This is a genomic window from Catenulispora pinistramenti, from assembly GCF_018274385.1.
Taxonomy (GTDB): domain Bacteria; phylum Actinomycetota; class Actinomycetes; order Streptomycetales; family Catenulisporaceae; genus Catenulispora; species Catenulispora pinistramenti.
This window is the reverse complement of the sequence record NZ_JAAFYZ010000198.1, coordinates 1-20,869: the sequence shown is the minus strand read 5'-3', so window position 1 is coordinate 20,869 and position 20,869 is coordinate 1. Positions and strand designations below refer to the sequence as shown.

17 protein-coding genes are annotated in these 20,869 nt (G+C 69.9%); 6 read left to right on the top strand and 11 right to left on the bottom strand.

All coding sequences use genetic code 11. The features are described from left to right. Nucleotides 1-11 precede the first annotated feature (11 nt). Nucleotides 12-656, bottom strand: coding sequence for a LuxR C-terminal-related transcriptional regulator (locus tag KGQ19_RS37695; protein ID WP_212018350.1), 645 nt, complete (start codon nt 654-656; stop codon nt 12-14). Then, the gene (locus tag KGQ19_RS37690) at nt 608-1,900 is read right to left on the bottom strand and encodes a sensor histidine kinase (protein WP_212018348.1); all 1,293 of its coding nucleotides are present in this window, start codon (nt 1,898-1,900) and stop codon (nt 608-610) included. Before KGQ19_RS37690 ends, KGQ19_RS37695 begins: the two co-directional genes overlap by 49 nt. A 136-nt stretch (nt 1,901-2,036) precedes the next feature. On the opposite strand from KGQ19_RS37690, the gene KGQ19_RS37685 reads away from it, so the two are divergent. Beyond that, entirely contained in the window at nt 2,037-3,959 is a 1,923-nt protein-coding gene (locus KGQ19_RS37685) for a serine hydrolase domain-containing protein (protein WP_212018346.1), read from the top strand. Nucleotides 3,960-3,984: 25 nt separating this feature from the next. Here the strand turns inward: KGQ19_RS37685 and KGQ19_RS37680 are convergent, their stop codons facing one another. Both KGQ19_RS37680 and KGQ19_RS37675 read right to left on the bottom strand, forming a co-directional pair. Further along, on the bottom strand, nt 3,985-4,881 hold the full coding sequence (locus tag KGQ19_RS37680; RefSeq protein ID WP_212018343.1) for a sigma-70 family RNA polymerase sigma factor: 897 nt from the start codon (nt 4,879-4,881) through the stop codon (nt 3,985-3,987). Nucleotides 4,882-5,022: 141 nt separating this feature from the next. Next, nucleotides 5,023-5,601, bottom strand: coding sequence for an NUDIX hydrolase (locus KGQ19_RS37675; RefSeq protein WP_212018341.1), 579 nt, complete (start codon nt 5,599-5,601; stop codon nt 5,023-5,025). Nucleotides 5,602-5,955: 354 nt separating this feature from the next. On the opposite strand from KGQ19_RS37675, the gene KGQ19_RS37670 reads away from it, so the two are divergent. Beyond that, entirely contained in the window at nt 5,956-7,341 is a 1,386-nt protein-coding gene (locus tag KGQ19_RS37670; RefSeq protein WP_212018339.1) for an NAD(P)/FAD-dependent oxidoreductase, read from the top strand. A gap of 132 nt (nt 7,342-7,473) precedes the next feature. Next, nucleotides 7,474-8,499 carry a protein kinase family protein gene (locus tag KGQ19_RS37665; protein ID WP_212018337.1) on the top strand — a complete coding sequence of 342 codons (1,026 nt, stop codon included), beginning with the start codon at nt 7,474-7,476 and terminating at the stop codon, nt 8,497-8,499. Here KGQ19_RS37665 and KGQ19_RS37660 read toward each other — a convergent pair. The 6 genes from KGQ19_RS37660 to KGQ19_RS37635 form a co-directional block, all read right to left on the bottom strand. After that, entirely contained in the window at nt 8,483-10,213 is a 1,731-nt protein-coding gene (locus KGQ19_RS37660) for a protein kinase domain-containing protein (protein WP_212018335.1), read from the bottom strand. The genes KGQ19_RS37665 and KGQ19_RS37660 overlap by 17 nt on opposite strands. Before the next feature lie 96 nt (nt 10,214-10,309). Then, nucleotides 10,310-12,403 carry a right-handed parallel beta-helix repeat-containing protein gene (locus KGQ19_RS37655; protein WP_212018333.1) on the bottom strand — a complete coding sequence of 698 codons (2,094 nt, stop codon included), beginning with the start codon at nt 12,401-12,403 and terminating at the stop codon, nt 10,310-10,312. 117 nt (nt 12,404-12,520) lie between these two features. Continuing rightward, nucleotides 12,521-13,432 (bottom strand): carbohydrate ABC transporter permease, encoded by a 912-nt coding sequence (locus KGQ19_RS37650; protein WP_212018331.1) that lies wholly within the window; start codon nt 13,430-13,432, stop codon nt 12,521-12,523. 17 nt (nt 13,433-13,449) lie between these two features. Continuing rightward, nucleotides 13,450-14,382, bottom strand: a complete 933-nt coding sequence (locus tag KGQ19_RS52260) for a carbohydrate ABC transporter permease (protein ID WP_212018329.1) — start codon at nt 14,380-14,382, stop codon at nt 13,450-13,452. Continuing rightward, entirely contained in the window at nt 14,379-15,692 is a 1,314-nt protein-coding gene (locus KGQ19_RS37640) for an ABC transporter substrate-binding protein (RefSeq protein WP_212018327.1), read from the bottom strand. The genes KGQ19_RS52260 and KGQ19_RS37640 overlap by 4 nt, the downstream gene beginning before the upstream one ends. A gap of 189 nt (nt 15,693-15,881) precedes the next feature. After that, a complete protein-coding gene (locus KGQ19_RS37635; protein ID WP_212018325.1) occupies nt 15,882-16,898 on the bottom strand; it encodes a hydroxyacid dehydrogenase in 1,017 nt (338 codons plus the stop codon). A gap of 267 nt (nt 16,899-17,165) precedes the next feature. Here KGQ19_RS37635 and KGQ19_RS37630 point away from each other — a divergent pair, with 267 nt between their 5' ends. Continuing rightward, nucleotides 17,166-18,230, top strand: a complete 1,065-nt coding sequence (locus tag KGQ19_RS37630) for a substrate-binding domain-containing protein (RefSeq protein WP_212018323.1) — start codon at nt 17,166-17,168, stop codon at nt 18,228-18,230. A 10-nt stretch (nt 18,231-18,240) separates the two neighbouring features. Here the strand turns inward: KGQ19_RS37630 and KGQ19_RS37625 are convergent, their stop codons facing one another. Next, a complete protein-coding gene (locus KGQ19_RS37625; RefSeq protein ID WP_307856627.1) occupies nt 18,241-18,876 on the bottom strand; it encodes an acyltransferase in 636 nt (211 codons plus the stop codon). Nucleotides 18,877-19,135: 259 nt separating this feature from the next. On the opposite strand from KGQ19_RS37625, the gene KGQ19_RS37620 reads away from it, so the two are divergent. Continuing rightward, nucleotides 19,136-20,119, top strand: coding sequence for a rhomboid family intramembrane serine protease (locus KGQ19_RS37620; protein ID WP_307856626.1), 984 nt, complete (start codon nt 19,136-19,138; stop codon nt 20,117-20,119). Next, the coding region (locus KGQ19_RS37615) for an NUDIX domain-containing protein (RefSeq protein ID WP_212018319.1) at nt 20,064-20,869 on the top strand (806 nt) is incomplete at its 3' end. The genes KGQ19_RS37620 and KGQ19_RS37615, both read left to right, overlap by 56 nt.

The following is a 20,869-nucleotide window of genomic DNA, read 5'->3' as shown; positions in this document are numbered from 1 at the left end:
CCCCACCCACCTCAAGCCTTCAAATAAGCCAGCACCGCCAACACCCGCCGGTTGTCGTCCCCCGACTCCGGCAGCCCCAGCTTCATGAAGATGTTGGACGTGTGCTTGGCGATCGCCCGCTCGGTAATCACCAGCCGCTCGGCGATCGCCGCGTTCGATCGGCCCTCGGCCATCAGCGACAGCACCTCGCGCTCCCGGTCGGTCAGCGCTCCCAGTGGCTCTTTGCGGGCGCCGCGGGCCAGGAGCTTCGAGATCACCTCGGGGTCCATCACGGTGCCGCCGGCCGCGACGCGCTTCACCGCGTCCACGAAGCTGTCCGAGTCGAAGACGCGGTCCTTGAGCAGGTAGCCGATCGCGCCGGCGCCGTCGGCCAGGAGTTCGCCGGCGTAGAGCTGTTCGACGTACTGCGACAGGACCAGCACCGGCAGGCCCGGTACCACTCGCCGGGCTTCCAGGACCGCCCGGAGTCCTTCGTCGGTGAACGTCGGGGGCATCCGTACGTCCACCACGGCCACGTCCGGCCGCTCCCCCACCAACGCCGAGACGAGTGCGGGGCCGTCTGCGACGGCCGCCGCGATCTCGAATCCGTACGCCTCCAGCAGCCGGATCATGCCGTCCCGGAGGAGGAAGAGGTCTTCGGCGAGGACGACACGCACGGCAGCTCCATGGTCACGACGGTCGGTCCGCCCGGAGGGCTGCTCAGGGCGAGGATCCCGTCGAAGGTAGCAAGCCGGCGCTCGATCCCGTGCAGTCCGCTGCCCTTGTCCGCGTCGGCGCCGCCGATCCCGTTGTCGCTCACCGTGATCTTCAGCAGGCCGCCGACGACCCGCATGTCGATCCAGGCCTGCGAGGCGTGGGCGTGCTTGGCGACGTTGGTCAGCACCTCGCTGACCGCGAAGTAGGCCGCGGACTCCAGCGGCAGGTCCAGCCGCCCCGGCACCTCGGCGTGCACGTCGATCTCCAGCGGCGAGTCCAGGGCCGTGGCGCGCACCGCGTCCACCAGGCCGCGGTCGGCCAGTACCGGCGGGTGGATGCCGCGCACCAGGTCGCGCAGTTCGGACAGGGCCTTGGCCGAGGAGTCGCGGGCCTCCATCAGGAGCTTCTGCGCCGCCTCCGGGTCCTGCTGCATCAGCTGCGAGGCCGCGTTGAGGTGCATCCCCATGGCGACCAGGCGGGCCTGCGCGCCGTCGTGCAGGTCGCGCTCGATCCGGCGCAGTTCGGCGGCCTGGGTGTCGACGGCGTCGGCGCGGGTCTGGGTCAGGTGCTTCATGCGCGCCTCGACCTGGGCCGGCGTCGGGGCCAGCAGGACCCGGGACCAGCGGGCGTGCCACTCCAGCATCTTCGGGGCGACGGCGAAGCCCAGGGCGATCTCCAGGACGCCGAGCGCCGCCGGGGCCCAGCGCATGCCGTCGTTGCCGTGGTGGACGTGGACGAAGCCGAACCAGTCGTTGAAGCCGTGGTCCACGAAGACGCTCCACATCGCGCTGATCACGATGCCGTACAGGCCCTCGAGCACCAGGCCGATCGGGACCACGGCCAGGCCCGCCCCGACCACCGGGTCGGTCGCCACCCACGCGCCGTCCCGCCAGAACGCCGGGTCGGTGCCGTGGAACCGGATCCTCTGCCAGTAGCCGGCGAACCCGGGACCGAACTCCGGCTCGGCCCGGTACGGCCGCGGGATCTCGATCCCGCGCCACTGGCGCACCTTCTTCCGGCGCAGATCGGCCAACCAGCGCAGGTAGTACGCGGCCGGCGGGATCATCAGCAGGCCGCCCCCGATGCCGGCCAGGCCGACCACCAGCGTCAGCATGATGTAGCCCAGCAACATCGGGACCAGCATCACGAAGAACCAGAACCCGCCCTCCAGGACGGCGCTGCCTCGCTTGTTGGTGTTCGTCATGTCCTCAAGTTTCGGGTCTGGGGCGTCTGCCGGGCGAGGGGCTTACCCACCCAGTGTGGGGTGTATCTAAGTACACCTCCAGCATGGGTACTACAGCCAGTGACCGGCGCGGGGGTCGGCGGCGACGCTGAAGGGCATGTGGACTTCTCTCGTCTCCGGCATCGCCCTCGCCGCCTCGGCGCTGTCCGGATCGGTCGCACACGCCGCGGCTCCCAGCTCCGTCCCACACGCCGCGGCTCCCAGCTCCGCCACCCCGAACCTGTCAGGCGTCGGTGCCCTCATCGACCAGACCGTCACCGCGCAACTGGCGAAGGACAAGATCCCGGGCGCGGCCGTGGTCGTGGTCGCCGGCGGACAGACCGTCTTCGCGCAGGGCTACGGGGTGTCCGACGTCACAGCCGGCACGCCGGTGGATCCGGTGCGCACCGAGTTCTTCACCGGCTCGGTGGCGAAGGTCTTCACGGCCACCGCGGTCGCGCAGCTGATCCGGGAGGGCAAGCTCGACCCGAACGCGGACGTGAACACCTATCTGAAGACGTTCAAGATCGCGGACTCGTTCCCCGGGCACCCGGTGACCGTGCAGAACCTGCTCACCCACACCGGCGGCTTCGACGACGAACCGCTCGGGGTGGCCGTGCCCGACGCGACGGATGTCCCGGCGCTGGGCAAGTACCTCGCGGACAACGAGCCGTCGCGGGTGCGCCCGCCCGGCACGCTGGCGGCGTACGACAACTACGGCGTCGCGCTGGCCGGCTACCTGGTCGAGACCGTCTCCGGTGAGCCGTTCGCGCAATACATGAAGGACCACGTGTTCGGACCGCTGCAAATGGACGACTCGACCTTCGAGCAGCCCCACCCGGCCGCGATCGAGGCGAACCTGGCGAAGGGCTACCGCCCCGAGGGCGGCGAGCAGGTCGCCGAGGGCGGCCAGTACGGCGGCTGGTCCCCGACCGGAGCCGGCACCGCGGCCACCGCGACCGACGTCGGCAAGTTCATGATGGCGCAGCTCGCCAAGGACCCGGCGCTGGGCCCCGGCGTCGCGGATCTGATGCAGCGGCAGCACTTCACGATGGACCCGCGGCTGCCCGGCATGGCGTACCTGTTCGAGGAACGGCCGCGCGACGGGCAGCGGATCCTGTTCAAGGACGGCGACGTGCCCGGCTACCACAGCGACATGGAGCTGCTGCCGGACAAGGACATCGGTATATACGTGGTCTACAACGGCGACGGCACCGACCGGATCGCGCAGTGGGATGGCAAGGCCCTGATCAACCAGATCGTCGGCAAGTACTTTCCGGACAACGCGCCGGCCCCGGTGACCGTCAAGGGCCCGAAGGCGAACAGCTACGCCGGCACCTACCGCAGCGACGAGGTCAGCCGGGGCGACGTCACCCGGGTCTCCGGGCTGGTCTCCCCGGTGACCGTCGCGGCGAACCCCGACGGCACCATCACCACCGACGGACTGTCGCAGAACCCGAAGGTCGGCGACCAGCGCTGGATCCCGCTGGGGAACGGCGAGTTCGCCGAGCAGGGCGGCCAGGACCGGCTGGTCTTCGACGGCCACGGACACCTGGCGACCACCATCGATCCGACCGACGCCTACTACAAGCTGGACTGGTACAACTCCCCCACGCTGCACCTGCCGATGTTCTACGGCGGCGCCGGGATCCTCGCGGCCGCGTTCCTCGGGTTTCCGGTCCTGGCCCTGGTGCGGCGCCTGCGGCAGCGGCCGACGCACTCCCGATGGGCCCGGATCGCCCGGATCCTCGCCTGGGTCGCCGGCGCTCTGGCCACCGTGTTCACCTTCGAATTCCTCAGCATGACCAGCGACATGAACGCGTTCCTGGAGACGATCATCCTCGGCTCCTCAACGCTGACCCTCCTGCTGGTGCTGAACGCGCTGCTCACGGTCTGCACGGTCGGGATGCTCGCCGGCAGCGCCGCGGCCTGGCGGCTGGGCTGGTGGCGGCCGGTCGGGCGGATCGCGTACACGCTCACCGCCCTGGGCTCCCTGTCGTTCCTGGTCGTCGCGTTCACCTACAACCTGGTGTGGCCCTGACCCGGATCGGTCGAGCCAGAACGTGTCAGGCCTCGAAGACAGTCACGTCGATCACGGCCAGCCGCTCCGGGTCGGCCAGGATGTCGATCTCCTTGATCCGGCCCTCCACCACGGTGAAGCCCATGACCGCCACCGGCTTGCCGTCCACGATCGTGACCCGCCCCGGCGCTCCGTTGACGAGCGCCGGGTGCGCGTTCACCGAGAACCGCCCGAACATCAGCGCCTGCTTCGCCACCGCCTCGGCACCGCGCAGCAGCCTGAGACCGGCCGGCAGGGTGCCGTAGTCGGCGCGAAGCACGACGTCCGGGTCCAGCACCGCGACCAGTGCGGCGAAGTCGCCGCCGCGGGAGGCCGCGGAGAAGGCCCGGACGACCTCCTTCTGCCGGTTCAGATCCGGGTCCGGGACGGCGTCGGCGCCCTGCACCCGGCGCCGGGCCCGGCTGGCCAGCTGGCGCGCGGCCGCCGGGCTCTTGTCGACGATGTCCGCGATCTGTTCGAAGGGGACGGCGAACATGTCGTGCAGCACGAACGCCAGGCGCTCGGCCGGTTTCAGCGTCTCCAGGACGACCAGCAGGGCCAGGCCGACGGAGTCGGCCAGCAGTGCCTCGTGCTCGGGGTCCAGCCCGGTCTCGGGCGAGATGATCGGCTCGGGAACGCGGGCCGACTCCAGCGACTCCTCCCGCCTGCGGGTTCTCAGCATCTCCAGGGCGACGCGCGCGACCACCGTGGTGAGCCACGCGGTGAGGTTGGCGATGGCCTCCACGCGGTCGTCCGGCTGCCGGCTCAGACGCAGCCAGGACTCCTGGACCGCGTCGTCGGCCTCGGACAGCGAGCCCAGCATCCGGAAGGCGACCGCGCGCAGATGGCGCCGGTTCTCTTCGAAGCGCCCGGCGAGCCATTCGGTGCTCTCAGTGCTGTCCACGACGGCTCTCTTTCCCTGTCAGGTGCGATCGTTGGTATGACCGTTCGGCCGCGTGGTTTGTGACAGGGGCTTTGTGAGGGGCTTTGTGAGGGGCTTTGTGAGAGGAGACTGGAGACGGCGCCGCGCCTTTGAGCCGGCGCTCTAGAGAACCTGCGCCAAGCGCGCCGCGTCCTCGCCGAGACCGGCTTCCTCGAAGGGGATCCACCGGTGGTCGTCGACTTCCTCGAGCTGGAGCTCGACCGCCGTCGTGCCGGGCTCCCCGTTGAGCCGGAACGCGTAGCGGAAATCGAAATGCCAGTGCTCTGGTTCGCCCTTGGCCGGATTGGCCGGGATCCGGTGCGCGTCGATGGCCAGCGGCAGGACCGGGTCGCCGAGGAGGGTGACGTGCTCCGCGCCGAGGCCGGTCTCCTCGCGCAGCTCGCGGCGTGCGGCGTCGGCCAGCGAGGCGTCCCCGGGCTCGGTGTGGCCGCCGGGGTTGAGCCAGCGGCGCAGGGACTTGTGGGCGATCTGGAGCAGCCGGCCGTCCGCGGCCACGACGAAGGCTCCGGTGGTGACGTGGCCGGGGAGGGTGCCGCGCGCGGTCAGGTGTTCGGTGGTCGCCAGCGCCTCGGTGAACGGACGCAGCCGCTCGGCCTGGTCCGGATAGCGCTCCAGGTAGCGGGCGACGAGGCGGCGGATCTCGGCGTCGGTCACGAGGGCGGGGTGCGGCGGTGTGGTCATGGCGGGCGGTGCCTTCCCGGTGGGCGTCGTTGCCTGGTCATGATCGCACCGACCTCCGGTTCGAACTGGCGACCGGGACCAGATGGCGGACCAGCGCTGGCGCGGCGCACCCGCCTCAGTACAGTTCTTGGCGAAGAGCACGGAAGTGAAGAGCGCGGAAAGTACGGAGAGCACGGACAACCCCGCCGACGGACCCCCGCCCGCCGGAAGCAAGATCGCCGCCGGTAAAGTGATCATCTCACCCATCCGGCACAAATCGTCCTGGTCGAGATGCGCCGGTCCGCCGCACGATCCAGGCTGGACGCAGGGTCCGCCTCGGCACCGCCCACCGCCCACGGGAGATGAGAGACCGCTATGAGCCGCCCCAAGATACTCGTCGTCGGCAGCGGCTTCGCGGGCACCGAGTGCGCGCACAAGCTGGAGAAGAAGCTCTCCCTGGACGACGCCGAGATCCGTCTGGTCTCCGCGGTCAACCACCAGCTGTACCTGCCGCTGCTGCCGCACGTCGCCTCCGGCGTGCTGACCCCGCAGGCGGTCGCGGTCTCGCTGCGCCGGATGCTCAAGACCACCGTGCTGATCCCCGGCGGTGCGATCGGCATCGACACCGAGACCAAGTCGGTGGTGGTGCGCAAGATCGACGGCGAGGAGATCATCGAGCGCTACGACTACCTGGTGCTCACCCCGGGCAGCGTGACCCGGCAGTTCGACATCCCGGGCGTGGACAAGTACGCGGTGGGCGTGAAGACGCTGGCCGAGGCGGCGTGGATCCGGGACCACGTGATCGCCCAGCTGGACCTGGCCGCGGTCGCCCAGACCGACGCCGAGCGCGAGTCGCGGCTGCAGTTCGTGGTGGTCGGCGGCGGCTACGCGGGCACCGAGACCGCGGCGTACCTGCAACGGCTGACCACCGAGGCGGTGAAGCGGTACCCGAACCTGGACGGCAGCCTGGTCAAGTGGCACCTGGTGGACATCGCGCCGCGGCTGATGCCCGAACTCGGCGAGAAGCTCGGCGAGAAGGCACTGAAGATCCTGAAGAAGCGGGGCCTGCACGTCTCGCTCGGCGTCTCGGTCGCGGAGTGCACCGAGGACACCGTGACCCTGACCGACGGCCGCAAGCTGCCCTGCCGCACCCTGATCTGGACCGCCGGCGTCGCCCCGAGCCCGCTGATCGCCACCATGGGCGCCCCCACCAACCGCGGCCGGCTGGTGGTCAACCCGGACCTGACGGTCCCGGACCTGCCCGGCGTCTTCGCCCTCGGCGACGCCGCCGCGGTCCCGGACCTGGCCAAGGGCGGCGACGCGATCTGCCCGCCGACCGCCCAGCACGCGATGCGCCAGGGCTGGGCGGCGGCCGAGAACGTGATGGCGGCGGTCCGCGGCTTCCCGCTGAAGGATTACCGGCACAAGGACCTGGGCCTGGTCGTGGACCTCGGCGGCCTCAAGGCGGTCTCCAAGCCGCTGGGCATCCCGCTGTCCGGCCTGCCCGCCCAGGTCGTGGCCCGCGGCTACCACATCATGGCCCTGCGCACCTTCGCCGCCCGCTTCCGCACCGCCGCCGGCTGGATGCTGAACTCGCTGGTCGGCGACGACTTCGTGCGCACCGGCTTCCAGGCCGAGCGCGCCGCGTCGCTGCGGGACTTCGAGTACACGGACGTGTATCTGACGCGCGAGGAGATCCTTCAGCGGACGCGCGGGAACGCCCCGGCCGGGGAGCATGCTGCGCCGGCTACGGCGGCCTGAGGCATCTCGGTTGACGAGGGCTTTCCTGCTGACAACGGCATATCGTTTGACGAGGGTTTTCACAGAGCGCGAAGCGGCCTACGTCAGCTAGTCGTCGGCGCAGTCGTGAATCACTCCGTAGGATCCGGTTCTATGTCCCGTGCCTCGCGCCTGGCCGCGTACCGCTCCGTCTCGACGTCCCTCGCGCTGCTCAGTGATCGTGAAGTACAGCAGATGCTGGACGCGGCGACGCCGGCCGGATCGGGCATCGGCGGGAAGTCGGCGCTGCTGGAAGTCGCCGGAACACCGGTCTTCGTCAAGCGGGTACCGCTGACCGACCTGGAACGACAGCCGGAGAACGTCCGGTCCACGGCGAACTTGTTCGAGCTGCCGGCGTTCTGCCACTACGGCATCGGCGGGCCGGGCTTCGGGGCGTGGCGGGAGCTGGCCGTCCAGACGATGACGACCGACTGGGTACTCGCCGGTGACCACGACGGCTTCCCGTTGATGTACCACTGGCGGGTGCTGCCGGATTCGGCACCGCTGCCCGAAGAACTGGCCGACGTCGAGGCCACTGTCGCCTTCTGGGGCGGCGGGGCAGAGGTACGCCGTCGCATCGAGGAGCTACGTGACTCCTCGGCGAGCATCGCGCTGTTCCTGGAGTACATCCCGCAGAACGTGTTCCAGTGGCTCCACGAGCAGTTGGCCGCCGGCGGCGAGGCCGCCGACCGGGCCTGCGCCTTGGTGGACCGGGACCTGGCGGCCGGGATCTCCTTCATGAACAGCCACGGCCTGCTGCACTTCGACGCCCACTTCCAGAACCTTCTGACCGATGGCAGCCGGCTGTATGTCGCGGACTACGGGCTAGCGATCTCCTCCCGCTTCGAGCTGGCGAAGGACGAGACCGCGTTCTTCGAGCGGCACCACGACTACGACCGCCGCTACGCGGCCATGTACTACGCGCAATGGCTGGTCGCCGAGTTCTCCGGGGTCAAATCAGAGGACCGCGGCGCCCGCCTGCGTGCCTACGCCCAAGGCGAGGTGCCGACCGGGATCCCCGCGACGGCTGCGGCGATCTTGACCCGCGACGCACCCACCGCCGTCGTGATGGCGGACTTCGTGCGTGCGTTGCTGCGGGAGAGCAGGCAGGCGCCGTACCCGCTCAGCTCGTCCAGTTGACCACGCAGTACGGGCTGGCCGGAGACCAGGCGGACGTGCCGTCGGAATTCACCGCCTGCACCTGGATGCACACGGTCTCCTGGGGGATGACGTTGAGCGTGACGCTGGTGCCCGTCGCGGTGACCGGTGGCGTGCCCGGACGCAGGGACTCGGTGTACTTGACCACGTAGCTGGCCGCACCCGGGTCGGCTGACCAGTTGACGGTCATCGTGATGTATGGCGAGGCGGGGCCCGCGGATACTCCGGTCACGGCTCCCGGTGCGCTGCTACCAGGCGGCGGGGTCATCGACGGGGCGTGGGAGGACGGAGGCGGGGTGTGGGAAGACGGCGGGGCCTGGGAGGTCGGAGCCTTCGTGGGCGCGCCGCTTCCATGGGTACCCGCGGCCTGGCTGGACGTGCTCGGGCCCGGACCCGGGCCACCCGTGGCGCCGCCGGTCGTTCCGCCGCTCCCGGCGCCACTGGCACCGCTGCTCCCCGCCGGGGCGCCAGGAGCGGATCCGGATCCTGATACCGCGCCGGCGGAGGGAGAACCGGCTGGCGGTTTCGTGCCGGGCGGTGCGCCCGGGACCGACTCGGAGCCGCCGTTCGTCGGCGACGTACCAGCGCCGGAAGTAGTCTGCGAGTCAGAACCCGGATCCCCGGTCGGGAACACTCCGCTTTTCGCCGAGCGACCCGCGTTGTTCGAACCAGCCGCGTTCCCGTCCGTCAGCATCACGGCGGTGGCGACCACCACCGCGAGTGCCGCCACACCGACCAGCGCCGCACGCCGGCTTCGTCGGGAACGGCCCACGTCGCCCGAGCCGTCCGCACCCGAACCGCCCGGACCGTCCGCACCCGAACCGTCCAGACCGTCCGGACCATCCGCACCGCCCCCGATCGGCACCGTCGCATCCGGGTCCTCGGCGACCGGCGGTCCCGACAACTCCTCGGCGACTCGCTCCGCGGTCGGACGCTTGGCCGGATCCTTCTGCAGACACCGCAGCAGTAGCGGCCGCAGTTCCGCCGGCACAGCGCCGAGTTCGGGCTCTGAGTGAACGATCGCGTAGAGCAGCTGCGCCGGCGTCCCCTCCCCGAAGGGCCCCAAGCCGGAGGCCGCGAACACCAGCAACCCGGCGAGCGCGAACACGTCGGCCGCTGTGCCGGTCGCGCGCCCGGACTCCAGTTGCTCCGGCGCCATGAACTGCGGGGTGCCCACCGCGAGCCCGGTCCTGGTGATCGTGCTGGCCGCCAGATCCCGGGCGATCCCGAAGTCGATCAGCTTCGGCTCGCCGTCGGCCAGCAGCAGGTTGGTCGGCTTGATATCACGATGGACCAGCTTCGCGGCGTGGATGTCGGCCAGCGTCCGGGCCAGGGCCGCACCGAGTGCGCGCACCGCGCCCGCGTCCAACGGCCCGGACCCCTTGATGACCACGTGGTGCAACGACGGCCCGTCGACGTACTCGGTGGCCAGCCACGGCCGCTGCGCCTCGGCGTCGGCGTCCAGGATCGCGGCGATCCCGGGGCCCGAGACCGCGCGCAGGGCCTCGATCTCCCGTTGGAAGCGGCGCCGGAACTCCGGCTCGCGCGCCAGATCGGAGTGGACGACCTTGACCGCGACGCGTTCGCCGTCAGCATCCTGACCCAGATAGACCCGGCCCATGCCGCCGGATCCGAGGATGCCCAGCAGTTCGTAGGGCCCGATCTCGCTCGGATCGTTCTCGCTCAGCTCTTCCACCGCTGCAGCCACCCCCGCGCGCTGACCAGTATCGGTGGCCTGAGAACAGTCGTGTTCCCAGGCCACCGATACTGTGTCACAGACGAGCCTGCGTCGTCAGCCCAGCGCGATCCCGAACAAGTGCTGCGAGGTCGCGCTCGACGCCACCAGGTTCGGCAGCGTCACCGAGGCCAGCGTCTTGCCGGCCGGCAGCGCGACCGTGTCCGCCCACACCGAGTAGGACCCGCTCGCGGTCGTCGTGCTCCCGTTGTAGGCCGACGTGTGCTGGTTCGCGTACGTCGCCGTCGCGACCAGGGTGTCGCCGGTCGCCGGGGTGGTGTCGGTCCAGTCCGACAGGGTCAGCGTGAAGGCCTGGGATGTGCCGTCGGTGAAGTTCAGCGTGCCGTTCTCGGTCACGCCGTGGGTGGTGCTGAAGCCCAGGAAGCCGACCTTCGTGCCGCTGCCGGTGACCGCGATGGTCTGGCCGGTGGCCAGTACGTTGTCGGTGGCGTCCAGGGCCTGCGGGTGCCAGGGCCCGAAGTCGATGCCGGCGGCGGTGACGTCGGCCCCCGCGGTGAGCCCGGCGTTGGCCAGCGCGGTCGCGGAGAAGCTCTTGCCGCTCTGGGTGGCCGAGTTCAGGCTGCCGGCCCAGCGGTCGGCGTCGGAGGTGACCGCGGTGTCGTTCAGCGCCGCCGCGAATGACAGGACGCTGTCATCGCCGGATCCGTTGTACGCGCCGCGGTTCGGCGCGGCGGTGGCGGACACCGCGTTGCCGAAGAAGTCCTTGCCGCCGTTGTTCGCCACGACCGCGCCGCTGCCGATCTCCGGCGAGGCGGTGCGCAGCTTGATGGCCAGCGTGCCGGCGGCGTCGTTGGTCAGCTGCGGGTCGGCGGTGTGCGCGCCGGCGTCACCGGATGAGGGTGCTGAGACTCCGCCGAAGTACGTGTTGGAGTCGAACGTCGCCGAGGAGTCCGAGGCCCAGGCAGCCGTCGGCGCCACGAAGATGTTGTCCTGCCACACCACGTTCCCGCCGAGCGTGTCCGTGATCGGCTTGCCCGGGCAGAAGAACGTGTTGTTGTAGATGTAGTGCGTCCCGGTGCCGGTGCTGGAGTTGGTGAACCGGCAGTCGTCGCGCGAGATGTTGTAGCGCAGCACGGCGTTCGTGGTCGTCGCCGACCCGCCGCAGCCGGACAGACAGTCGAGGTAGAAGCCGCCGGCATTGTTGTACGAGTAGTTGTACTGGAACAGGCAGGTTCCGGTGTTGTTCATGTCGCAGTCCCACGCGGTCGCGTCGTTCACCACCCCGGTCTGCGAGCCCACGGTGTTGTACTGGAACGTCGGGTTGTTGCTGTGGTACGGCCACATCCCGGCGAAGTTCCCGGCCGTGAACGGGTACGCCCCGAGCCCGAGATCGGTCGCCGTGTTGTACTCCACCAGCGGCGAGTCGCTGTCGTGCACCACGATCCCGTCGCCGCCGGCCGCGGTGATGGTGTTGTGGCCGATGTAGACCCCGGTGTTCATCGCCGAGGCCTCGCCCTCGACCTTGATGCCGCCGCCCCCGGTGTCGTGCACGTTGTTGTCGGTGACCGAAACACCGTTGAAGACACCGGAACCAGACGCGACCCGCACGGCGATACCGCCCGAATACGAGAACCACGAGGCGTTCGTGCCGGTCTTGTCGCCCCAGCCGGCCACGTTCGCGACCTCGTTGCCGGTGATGCTGATCCCGGCCTGGTTCGCGGTGCCGGCCACCTCCACCAGGATGCCCTCATGCTGGGCCCGGGTGAACGAGCTGTTCTGGACTTTCAGACCGCTGATGGTCCAGTAGCTCTGGTCGACCAGGTGCACCGTGGCCTCGGTAGCGCCGCCGCCCTCGATCACCGGCGCGGCGCCGGATCCGTAGGCGTTGATGACGATCGGCGAGCCCGAGGCCCCGGAGCCCTGCGGGGTCAGCGTGCCGTCGCACGTCGTCCCGGCCTTGAAGGACAGCGTGTCGCCGGCGGTGAAGACGTGCCCGTCGGGATCCGACAGAGCGTTCCACGGGGTTCCCGCGGAGCCGTCGCCGTCGGAGGCGGCCGAGCAGTCCACGTAGTAGCCGGTCCCGGCCGCGTGCGCGGTCGGGACCGTGACGGCCAGCAGGCCGACGGCACCGAGGCTCAGGGCCCCCAGCGCCGACAGCGCCGACAGAGAAGCGCGCAGATGCGCTTTCACAGTACGTACCTCCAGTGCGATGGTGGTGCGCGAGTGCTGCGAGAGGTGGTGCTTCCCCGTAGGTGGTGACTGCCCGAGCGGTGGTGACTGCCCGAGAGGACTGCCCGAGCGGTGGTGCTACTTCCCCGCTCCGAGGGTCAGGCCCTCGGTGATCCGGCGCCCGAGCCACGCGTACAGCGCGAGCATGGGCAGCACCGCGATGGACACCCCGGCGAACATCACGCCGAAGTCCTCGCCGGTGAACTGCTGCTGGGTCAGGAAGTTGACCAGGGCCAGCGGCAGGGTGAAGTTGTCGTTGGTCTGCAGGAACATCAGGGCCAGGAACGTCTCGTTCCAGCAGGCGATGGCGACCAGCGTCAGCGCCGTCATCAGACCGCCCTTGGCCAGCGGCAGCATGATCCGCCAGAACGTCATCCCCGGGCCCACGCCGTCCAGCGCCGCGGCCTCCTCCAACTCCCCGGGGAGCGAGGCGAAGAAGGACATCAGCAGGTACACCGTGAACGGCAGGTTCACCACGATGTAGAGCACGATCAGGCCGGCCAGGTTGTCGATCAGGTGCATCTTGGCCATGATCGAGTACAGCGGCAGCACGATGATCTGCATCGGGATGCCCAGGCCCAGCACGAAGTACATGCTCACGCCGCCGGAGAGCCGGTTCTGGTTCCGGCCCAGGACGTAGGCCGCCGGCGAGGCCAGCAGCACGGTCCCGGCCGCGGCCGCCACGACCACCACCACCGAGTTCACGAACGCCGGCCCGAAGCCGCCGTCGTGCCAGGCCTTGCTCCAGTTGGAGAACTTCAGCTCGGTCGGCAGCCGGAACGGGTGGTTCAGCACGTTGTAGCTCGACTTCAGCGAGCTGAGCAGGATGAACAGGAACGTGAACGCGCAGAAGGCGACGAACAGCCAGATCAGCGCGGCGCCCGGGAGCCGGGCCCAGGGGACCCGGCGGCGGCCGGCGGGGGCCGCCGCCGGGCTTTCGGGGTCCTGCGCCGCGCTCTCAGCGCGGGACCCGGTCGTTGCGGTGCTCATAGTCGTCCCGCCCTCCCTCACAGCTCGAGCCGGTCGCGGCTGGTGACCCGACGCAGCACCACGACGACCACCACGACCGCCACCAGCGTGACGACCGCGCCGGCACAGGCCCGGCCGAAGTCGTAGATCGGGGAGGTGCCGCCGATGGTCTCGCCGTAGACGTACATCGCCGACGTCCACTGGTTGGTGGTCGGCAGGTTCCCCTGCGAGCCGGAGAAGGCGAGGATGAACTCGAAGATCTTCACCGTGCCGATGGTCCACAGCACCGCCGCGGTCCCGACCACGTCCCAGGACATCGGCAGCGTGATGTGCCGGAAGCGCTGCCAGGAGTTGGTCCCGGCGAGCTTGGCCTCTTCGTAGTAGTACGGCGGGATGCGGTCCACGCCGGCCATCAGGATCGTGACGTAGTACCCGGTGTTGATCCAGACGATGGCGATCAGGATCGCGTTGAACTGCCACTGCGGCTTGAGCCAGTCCACCGGGCCCAGCCCGAAGGAGTGCAGGCCCTTGTTCAGCATGCCGTCGTGGTTCAGCAGGAAGTCCCAGAACGCGGCCAGCGCCACGCCGGAGACGATGTGCGGCAGGAAGATGAAGCCCTGGATGAACCGGCGGCCCTTCATCTCCCGCAGCAACAGCATGAACGCGAAGCTCAGGACGAACAGGAAGATGCCGCAGCCGAACAACAGCTTCAGCGTGTTGAAGAACGCGTCCTTGAACGCCGGGTCGTGCGTCAGGTGGTCGTAGTTGAGCGTGCCCTTCCAGCGCGGGTTCGAGAACCCGTCCCAGCTGGTGAAGCTCGCGTAGAACGAGTACGCGGTCGGCAGCATGAACAGGATCGTGTACAGGATCAGCGCCGGGGCCAGGAACGGCCCGAAGACGCGCCGGCGGCGCCGGGCCAGGGGCGAACCCTTGGCCCGGCCCCGCCGGACGCCGAGCGTGGCGCTCGTCACGACGCGGACTTCCAGTAGTCGATCGTGCCCTGCTTGCCGTTGGAGACGAACTTCGCCGCGTCGTCCTGGCCGGTGATCAGGCGGATCATCTCAGGGTTCAGCATCTTGTTGGTCCAGTCCGCGTAGTCCACGGACAGGTGCGCCTGGTCGGCGTAGACCGTGCCGGTCAGCGCCTTGCTCATCGAGGCCAGCTGGGCCGGCGGCGTGATGTCGGTGCGCGGGGTCAGGTTCAGCGCCTGGGTCGAGATGCCGGACAGCTCCTCCTTCTTCATGAAGAAGGCGACGAACTTCTCGGCCGCGTCGGCGTGCTTGGCGCTCTTGGGGACCGCGAAGCCGAAGAAGTTGATGCCGGTGTCGGTGTTGCCCGAGTCCAGCGCCGGCAGCTGGATGCTGTCGAACTTGAAGCCCGCGGTGGCGTTCGGCGCGGCCTCGGAGGGCACCCACGTGCCGGACAGGTAGAACGCCGCCTGGCCCTTGGCCCAGTCCCCCTCTTCGTCGATGCTCTTGCTGGACTCGTAGCCCTTGAGGATGTCGCCCTTGTCCCGCAGCGCCTGCACCAGCTGCGCGGCCTTGAGGACCTTCGGGTCGTCCCACGCGGCGCCGGTCTTGTCACTGGCCAGCTTCTTCAGGCCGTCGGTGCCCAGCTCGCGCTGAAGGACCAGCAGCACCCAGTACTTGTCGTCGCCGGGGACCGCGAGCGGCGTCATCCCCATGCCGCGGGCCTTGTCGAACAGGGCCAGCAGGTCGGCCCAGGTCTTCGGCGGGTTGGCCGCCAGGTCGGGGAACTTGGAGGCGTCGAACCACAGGCCCTCGGAGGAGACCTCGTAGGGGGCGATGAACGGCTTTCCGTTCTGGTCGTTCAAGAACGGCTTGTAGCTGTCCGGGATGACCTGGCCGACGGTCTGCGACTCGCCGGGGATCGTGGTGCTGTACAGGCTGGACAGATCAGCGGTCTCGTTCTTGGCGACCAGCGCGCCCAGCGCGTTCACCGACTGGTCCACCAGGTCGGCCGAGGAACCGGTGCGCAGCGTCGGGGTGAGCTTGGTGATCACGTCCCGGCCCTGCCACTGGATGTTCACCTTGATACCGGTGGACGCGGTGAAGTCGGCGGCCGCCTTCTTGATCACCTGGGCCTGCGGCTCGTTCTGCTGCCACATCGACCAGTAGGTGAAGGAGGTGCTGTTGGAATCCTTGGCGGCGGCGGACGAACCGGGCTTGCTGGAGCTGCCGCAGGCGGACAGGCTGGCGGCCGAGACGGCCACCGCGGCGGCTATGACGCCGGCGCGGTAGACGTTCTTACTGGTTCGCATATCGGGACTCGCTCTCTGGTGATGGGTGGCTCGGGGCGGTGCGATATTCGTCTGGATGTCTCGGCGTCCGTCCGGCGTCTGTCGAACGTCGGCGGTGCGCCCGCGCCGTCGGATCCGGTCGGAACCGCTCATTGATCGGCAGCTTGCGTCATTCTCGCAGGAGCGTGGTCGTGGTCTGTCAGATCCCTGTCACGCAATGGAGGGCAGGGTCTCGGGCCGCACCAGGCCGAGCAGATCCTGCCCGGTGCTCAGGCGCAGCAGTTCGGCCAGCACGAAATCGCCCAGCCGCCGCAGCTCGCCGCCGATCGAGCCGGCCACGTGCGGGGTCAGGATCAGGTTCGGCAGGTCGAACAGCTCGGAGTCGGCGGGCAGCGGATCGGGGTCGGTGACGTCGGCCACCGCGAACAGCCGGCCCGAGCGCAGCTCGTCGGCCAGCGCCGCGGTGTCCACCAGGGCCCCGCGCGCGGTGTTGATCAGGGTCGCGCCGTCCTTCATCAGGGCCAGCCGGCGCCGGTCCATCTGGTGCCGGGTCTCGGCGTTGCTCGGCGCGTGCAGGCTGACCACGTCGGCGGCGGCGACCAGCTCGTCGAGCCCGGCGGGTACGGCGCCGAGCTCGCGGACGGCCTCATCGGGCACGTAGGGGTCGTGGACGAGGACGGTCGCGTCCAGGACCCGCAACATCTCCACGACCCGGCGGCCGACGCGGGAGAGCCCGACGACTCCGATCACCCGCCGATGGTTGCCGACCGGACCGAAGTCCCGCGACCAGTGCTCCCAGTCCCGGCCATCCCTTCCCGCGCGGAACGCGCGCTCCATCTCCGGCAGCCGCTTGCCCGCGCTGATGACCATCGCGAGGGTGTACTCGGCCACCGGGACCGCGTTGTCGGCGACCGCCGAGGAGACCAGCAGTCCGCGGTCCCACGCGGCGTCGGTGAGGTGGTGCTTGACGCTGCCGCCGGAGTGCAGGACGGCGCGCAGTCCGGGCATCCGCGCCAACGCGGCCTCGTCCAGCACCGGACAGTCCCACCCGGTGATCAGCACCTCGGCCCGGGCCAGCGCCCCGGCCGCCTCCGGCGCCGCGAAGTCGGTCACCACCAGGGCCGGATCGACGTCGGCGAGCCCGGCCAGCCGCGCCTCGGCCGCCGCGTCGAACAGCAGCGGACGCAGAGCGGGGCGCATGGCCAGGACAGCGATCGGACGGTCCATGAAGCGGCGGCGCCTTTCGGGGGTGGGGCGGATGGGGCGGATCGGACGGATGGCACGCATGGGGTGCGCAGCCGAGCGTCAAACGAACAACGGTGACCAGTGTCAGAACCAGTTAACCGGAAGTCAATAGGTTCGATGGAAACCGATGGGAAACAAACAAAAACGTAACCATGTCTTGCCGTGATCCCCTTCCGGCCCCCATGCTGTGAACGGTTCTGACTGATAGCTTCTGCTCACGCCCCGACAGACCCCCGCGAGGAGGTGTCCGTGCTCGCCGCTAGACGGCACGCCCTGATCCTTCGCCTGGCCCGCGAACGCGGGTCGGTGCAGGTGGCCGAGCTGGTCGGCATCCTGGGGGTGTCGGACGTGACGGTCCGCCGCGACCTGGACCTGCTGGCCAAGGCCGGGCAACTGGAGAAGGTGCACGGCGGCGCCGTGCTGCCCGCGTCCGCCGAGCCCGCGGCCCCGGCCCGGAACCCGGACCCGGACGCGGACACCGATCTGCCGGTGATCGGCGCGCTGATCCCGAAGTCCTCCTACTACTTCAACCGGGTCGTGGACGGGATGCGGCGCGTGCTGCGCGAGCCCGAGGGGCGATTGCTGGTCGCCGTCTCGGACTACCAGTCCGGGCAGGACCTCTCGCTGGCGATGGGCCTGGTGGATTCCGGGGCCCAGGCCGTCCTGCTGGCTCCGACCGACGAGGTGGAGTGGGCCGGGGCCCTCGGCGTGCCGACGGTTCTGGTGGAGCGGCGGTCCTACGGCCCGGCGGCCGCGACGACGTCGTGGGTCCGCACAGACCACGAAACCGGTGCGGGGCTCGCGGTCCGGCATCTGCACGAACTCGGGCACCGCCGCATCGCGGTGTTCGCCCGGGGCGAGACGCCGACTTCGCGGAGCGTGCTGAGCGGTTTCGAGCAGGCCGCGGCGGCGCTGGCCCTCCCGGAGATGCCGCGGATCATCGGCACCGATCTGGCCGGCTGGCCGATGTGGGGCGCGGAGCAGATAGACGCGCTGGCGGAGAAGCTGCGGGAGTCGGACGCGACGGCGCTGTTGGTCCACTCGGACGAGGACGCGTTGGCGTTGTTGCAGAACGGGTTCGCGAGCCGGTTCGCGGTGCCCCGGGAGATGTCGATCGTGGCGTATGACGACGAGTTCTCGGCGTTGACGCGGCCCGCGCTGACCGCGGTCTCGCCGCCGAAGGAGTCGGTCGGGGAGCTGGCGGTACGGACATTGCTGGACCTGGTGCGCGATCCGGCGGCGCCGGCCCGGCATGTGGACGTCTCACCGCGGTTGATCGTGCGGGAGTCGACGGGGGTCGCCCGCTCGGCGTAGGCCCTTTGCGCTACAGGTTGCTGCGCCAGCCGTCTTCGCCTTGATGCCGGCGCAGGATCCGGGCCGGCACGCCGCCGATCAGGCAGTGGTCCGGGAACGAGCCGCGCACCACCGCGCCGGCCGCCACGGCCACGTTCCGGCCCAGCGTGGTGCCGGGCAGGATCACCGAGCCGACGCCCAGCCAACAGCCGTCACCGATGGTCACCGGCTTGTCCTCGGTGTCCTGGCGGCCGATCGGGGTCTCCAGCGCGGTGTAGCCGTGGTTCTGATCGGTGACGTAGACGTAGGGCCCGAAGAAGACGTCGTCGCCGATGTCCACGCGCAGGTGCGCCACGATGTGGCTGCCCCGGCCGATCGAGCAGCCGCGGCCGATGCGCAGCACGATCTCCTCGCCGAAGTCCTCCCCCGGCCAGCCCACCGCCAGGCTCACGCCCTCGCCGACGAGCGTGCCCTCGCCGATCGCCATGTACTGCTCGTTGTAGAGCGCGCCGAGCGGGAACGACAGCGCCGCGCCCGGCCCCAGATGCGCGAACCGGTAGCGCCCCGGGTTGACGGCGGTGACGCGGCCGCGCACCCGGGCCCAGTCCCACACGCCGCGGATCGCGGCGGCGGTGAGACGGTCCATCCAGCGGGGACGACGCGGCACTGGGGTCTCTCCTCGACTCTGCACGACAAGATCACACCAGGGGGATCGCCGTCAGCATACGGCCGTGGTGCAGGGGCCGCGCTCTGTGCCCGGCCCGGAGGCTTCACCGCACGATAGATTGTGGCGTCAGATTGTGCCGCCGCGTTGCGCCGTCCGCTGCATCCGCCGCACCCGCTCGGAGGTCTCCCCGCCGATGACCGTCCCCGACGCCCCAGCACCGGTCACCACGTGTTACCGGCACAGCGGGCGAGAGAGCCGCGTGCGCTGCACGCGTTGCGACCGGTACATCTGCCCCGACTGCATGCTCAGCGCTTCGGTGGGGTTTCAGTGCCCTGATTGCGTACGGGCCGGGAACAAGGACGTCCGGCCGGCCCGGACCCTGTTCGGCGCGCGGGCGGCGGACGGCAGCCGGCCGGTGGCCACCATCGCGCTGGTGGCGCTCAACTTCGCGGTCTACGCGGCGGAACTGATGAAGCACTCTGTCGTGGACCGGCTGTCACTGCTGTCCGACGCCATGATCGGCCCCGACAACGGCATCTACCTCACCATGCCCTCGCCGCCGCCGGGCTACCAGACGGTCGGCGTCGCGCACGGCGAGTGGTACCGGCTACTGACGTCGGCGTTCGTCCACATCCTGCCGAACCAGCCGCCGCTGGGCCCGATGCACATCCTGTTCAACATGCTCTCGCTGTGGATGTTCGGCGTGGTGCTGGAGGCGCAGATCGGGCGGGTGCGGTTCGTGACCGCGTACCTGCTGTCGGCGGTCGGCGGGTCAGTGCTCTGCTACTACCTGACCGCCCCGTACGCCCAGTCCATCGGCGCCTCGGGAGCCATCTTCGGCCTGATCGGCATGTACTTCGTCCTGAGCCGCAAACTCCACTTCGACCCGCTCGGCGCCCGCCGCCAGCTGATCGCGGCCGTCTTGTGGCTGGTGCTGGCGTCCCGCTTCACCTCCTGGCAGGGGCACCTGGGCGGCCTGATCACGGGCATCGTCATCGGCCTGGCCTTCCGCTACGCCCCACGCGCCCGCCAAGCCTCCGTCCAGACCGCCGCCATGGTCGCGATACTGGCAGTGTTGATCGGCGCGACGGCAGTACGCACCTCGGTACTGCACTCGTCCATCGACGACCCGAAGAGCCGGAACGGCCAGAGCGCTGGGGACGTGGTGAGGTATGGACGAACCGTTGATGTGGCAAGTGATCGGCCAGCAGAAACACTGGCTGGACTCCCACCCGGACACTGACCCCGCGCTGGCGGTCCCGCTGCGCGTCCTGAAGGTGGCCGAGGAGGCGGGCGAGGCCGCCGCCGCCCTGATCGGCGTCACCGCCCAGAACCCCCGCAAGGGCCGCAGCCACACCGAGGAAGACCTCGCGGCAGAACTCTGCGACGTGATCACCGCCGCGGCCGTGGCCCTGGCGACGGTGGTCCCGGACCCACAGCGCGTCCTGAGCGAACACATCGGCCGGGTCTACATGCGCTCGATCAACGCCGGCGCACCCCGCCTGGCCGAACTCGGCACCGGCCTGGACCGCGCAGCCTGGGCGGCATCACTCCCGAAGGTGATCGTCGGCGCCTCGATGCTCTTCTTCGACGAAACCGGCAAAGTCCTCCTGGTCCGCCAGTCCTACAAACAGGACAAGAACTGGAGCTTCCCAGGCGGCGGCGTCGAAGAGGGCGAATTCCCCGCAGCCGGCGCCCGCCGCGAGGCCCTGGAGGAAGTCGGCCTGGACGTGCGACCGGGCCCCCTGCTGATGGTCGACTGGCGCCCCCGCGACAACGAACGGCCGCCGCTGATCCACTACCTGTACGACGGCGGCACACTCACCGCCGAGCAGATCGCGCGGATCCGGCTCCAAGAAGGCGAGATCAGCGACCACGGCTTCTACGACCTCGACGGAGCACGCGACCGGCTACCCGCGCACGCATATGGCCGACTGACGCATGCACTTGAGGTGCGGGGCGGGCGCTTGCCGGTGCAGGACTTGGAGAATGG